The organism is Streptomyces sp. UNOB3_S3 (assembly GCF_020740895.1).
GTDB lineage: Bacteria > Actinomycetota > Actinomycetes > Streptomycetales > Streptomycetaceae > Streptomyces.
This window is the reverse complement of record NZ_JAILXP010000552.1, coordinates 1-3,319: the sequence shown is the minus strand read 5'-3', so window position 1 is coordinate 3,319 and position 3,319 is coordinate 1. Positions and strand designations below refer to the sequence as shown.

At 73.9% G+C, this 3,319-nt stretch carries 3 protein-coding genes; all 3 read left to right on the top strand.

Going from position 1 to position 3,319, the window contains the following annotated elements:
- Positions 1-279 precede the first annotated feature (279 nt).
- The 3 genes from K6I33_RS33450 (at position 280) to K6I33_RS33440 (ending at position 3,239) form a co-directional block, all read left to right on the top strand.
- Positions 280-1,017: an ABC transporter ATP-binding protein gene (locus tag K6I33_RS33450; protein WP_229358504.1), complete on the top strand. Its 738-nt coding sequence runs from the start codon at positions 280-282 to the stop codon at positions 1,015-1,017.
- A complete protein-coding gene (locus K6I33_RS33445) occupies positions 999-2,213 on the top strand; it encodes a hypothetical protein (protein ID WP_229358502.1) in 1,215 nt (404 codons plus the stop codon). The genes K6I33_RS33450 and K6I33_RS33445 overlap by 19 nt, the downstream gene beginning before the upstream one ends.
- A 102-nt stretch (positions 2,214-2,315) precedes the next feature.
- Entirely contained in the window at positions 2,316-3,239 is a 924-nt protein-coding gene (locus tag K6I33_RS33440; RefSeq protein WP_229358500.1) for a hypothetical protein, read from the top strand.
- Positions 3,240-3,319 lie beyond the last annotated feature (80 nt).

Below are 3,319 nucleotides of genomic sequence, written 5' to 3'. Positions count from 1 at the left end.
ATGTGTATAAGAGACAGGCCCACGTCCGCGCGCCCTTCCCGCGCCGACGTGGGCCGCGGCACGCGCGCGTGGACGACGGCGCGCCTCCCGCGCGTCAACCACGACACCGCCGCGCAAACCTCCGCGCATAAGCCCGATGGGAGGAAAGTGAGGCACTAAAGCGCCGAGCCTGGACGGAGGCTAGGATCCCGGTTCCGTACGGTGCCAGTGACCCAATGGCCTCCGGTTCGTTCACCCGGACAGGGGAACGGACCCTCTCAGCGACCCGAGGTGCTCGATATGGTGGCCCCGCCGGACAACGACGTGCTCTGGGCACGCGGCCTGCACTACTCCTACAGCGGTTCCCCCGCCCTCGCCGGGGTGTCCATCGGTGTCCGGGAAGGCGAGATCCTCGCCGTGACCGGGCCACGCGGCTCCGGCAAGACCACCCTCCTCAAATGCCTGTCCGGCCAGCTCGTGGCCGACCCCGGCGAGGTGTGGTTCAACAGCGCCCCCGTGCACACCCTCTCCCGCTCCGCCCGCGAGCGGCTGCGCCGCGACCGCTTCGGCTGGATCGACAGCGAACCGCACCTGGTCCCCGAGCTGACGGGCTGGGAGAACGCCGCCCTGCCGCTGCTGGTGCGCGGCACCGGCCACCGGACGGCCAAACAGACCGCCACCGAGTGGCTCGAACGCCTCGACGTGGGCGACTGCGCCCGCAAACGCCCCCAGGCGCTCACCCAGGCCCAGCGCCAGCGCGTCGCCATCGCCCGCGCCCTGGCCGCCGAACCCACCGTGGTCTTCGCCGACGAGCCGACCGCCCCGCTCCACGCCGCCGACCGCGCCCAGGTGCTGCGCACCCTCACCACGGCCGCCCGCTCCCACGAGATCACCGTCGTCCTGGCCACCCTCGACGACGAGAGCGCGGCCCTCGCCGACCGCACGGTCGACCTCGTCGACGGCCGCCGGGGCGGCGCGATCCCGGCACCCGAGGCGACCGAGGGGGAGGGCAGGGCCGCGTGCTCAGTCTCCGCCTAGCGCGCGGGGCCCACCCGCTCGTCCTCCTGCGGCGGCTGCTGGTCGCCGTCGCCTCCTCCGGCGCCGGTTTCCTGCTGCTGTGCTCCCTGGGCTACGCGGTGGCCCACCCCGGCGCCACGGAACAGTCGCTGGTGCGGCTGCTGTGGTGCGCCGTACCGCTGGCCGCCGTCACACAGTTCGCCGTCACCGTGGCCCGCAGCGACCCGGCGACCCGCCCCCGCGACGGGCTCGACGCCATCGGCTTCGGCCCCGTCCGCCTGTCGCTGCTCGCCGCCACCTCGACGGCCCTGTCCTGCGGCCTCGGCAGCGTCACCGCCCTGCTCGTCTACCTCGAACTCCGCGGCGACCTCGGCGGCACCCCCCTGAGCGGCGCGGCCTCCGGGCTGCTCGACGGGGACGCGGCGCTGCCCTGGGCCGCGACGCTCACGCTGCTCGGGCTGCTGCCCGCGCTGGCGGCGGGCGCGTGCGCCATCGCGCTGCGCCCGCGCAAGGAGCGCGCCGGAGGCGCGTCCGCGACCGCCTCCGCCACGACCCCGGCGCCCGCCTCCGCCAAGGACGACCGCAGGAGCTACGCGGGCCTCCCCTGGGGCGTGGCGACCATCGCCTGCGGCCTCGCCCTGGAGGCGTACGTGGGGCACGCCCCGGCCCCCGCGCCGGACAGCCTGCTGACGCTGCCGGGCCAGGACGGCGGCACCTCCCCCGGGCTGATGGGCGGCTGGCTGCTCGCCTCCCTGGGCCTGGTGCTGGCCGGCCCCGGCCTCACCCACTGGAGCGGCACCCTGCTGTCGGCCGGTCGGCCCGGCCCGATGCGACTGCTCGCCGGCCGGATACTCCAGGACACGGCGAGCCGGCTCGGACGGCCCCTCGGGGTGCTGTGCGCGGTGGCGGCGGGCACCCTCGCGGCCGTCGAGCTGTACGGCGCGGCGTGGGAGCGGTCGGGCCCCCGCCCGTTCGGGCCGCTCACGGGGCTGGGCGCGGCCGTGGTGATGGCCTGTGTGACGGCCACCGCCGTCACCGCCGCCATCGACACCCGGCACTCCCGCGCCGAGACCACCGCGGCGCTGCTGCGGCTGGGCATCCCCGCCTCCCTGCTGCGCGGCGCGGCGGCCGTCCGCACAGGTGTTCTTGTGGTCGTGCTCGCCCCGCTGACCTGGGTCATCGCCGAACTGGCGGCACTGCCACTGACCCGGTCTTGACCAGTTCTTGACCGAAGGCAACTCCGGCGCCGAAATCCACGTCTGCTCAGAAGTACGTCTGCTTTCTGAGCACGACGGCTTATCAGGCGAACGGAGCTACTGGTGATCATCGGCCTTGTCACGGCTGTCGCGGCCTCTGCGTGTTACGGCACAGGATCCGTCCTGCAGGCCGTGGGGTCCCGGAAATCGGCCCAGCGGGAGGCCGCGACGGCGACCTCCACGGCCACCACCCAGCACGGCGGGCCCAGCCTGTCCTCCACCGCGAAGGCCGCGGTGACCTGGGAGTTCATGGTCGGCACGGTCCTGGACTTCATAGGCTTCGCCCTCGGCGCCCTCGCCGCCCGGATGCTGCCGCTGTTCCTCTCCCAGACCGTCATCAGCGCCAACCTGATCGTCACCGCGCTGCTGAGCATCAAGCTGCTCGGCATCAAGCTCAACCGCAGGGAGTGGATGTCGATCGGAGTGGTCTGCTCCGCCCTGGTGCTGCTGGCCACCGCCGCCGGCCACGAGGGCAGCGGCGACGCCGCGCGCTCCACGCACTGGTGGCTGCTGATCATCTCCGTCGTCCTGATGGGCGGCGGCTGGATCGCCGTCCACTTCCTCGGCTCCCGGGCCGCGATCCTCGCCGGTCTGCTCTCCGGCCTCGGCTTCGGCGCGATCGGCGTGGGCGTCCGCATCCTCGACGGCATCGACCCCTTCGACCTGCCCACCCTGCTCGCGGACCCGGCCCTCTACGCCATCCTCATCTCCGGCTCCGTCGGCATGTACCTCCACACGGTCGCCCTCCAGATCGGCTCCGTCAACGGCGCCACGGCGGCCCTCGTGGTCGGCGAGACGGTCCTGCCGGGCATCATCGGCGTCCTGTGGCTGGGCGACGCCTCCCGCGAGGGCCTCGCGTGGATGGCCGTCCTCGGCTTCCTCCTGGCGGTGGCCGGCGCGGTGGCGGTCGCCTGGTTCGGCGAACCGGACAGCCACGGGGTGACGCCGCCGAAGGCGGAGAAGTCACCGGAACCGACAGCCGTATGACAAACGCCGGACGGGCTGGATTTATCCAGCCCGTCCGGCGTTCGAGGACCGGGGTCCGGGGCGGAGCCCCGGTTACGGGA

Bases quoted from the DNA above. Each gene is read 5' to 3' on its own strand.
- K6I33_RS33450 (WP_229358504.1), top strand. From the start codon at position 280: ATGGTGGCCCCGCCGGACAACGACGTGCTCTGGGCACGCGGCCTGCAC.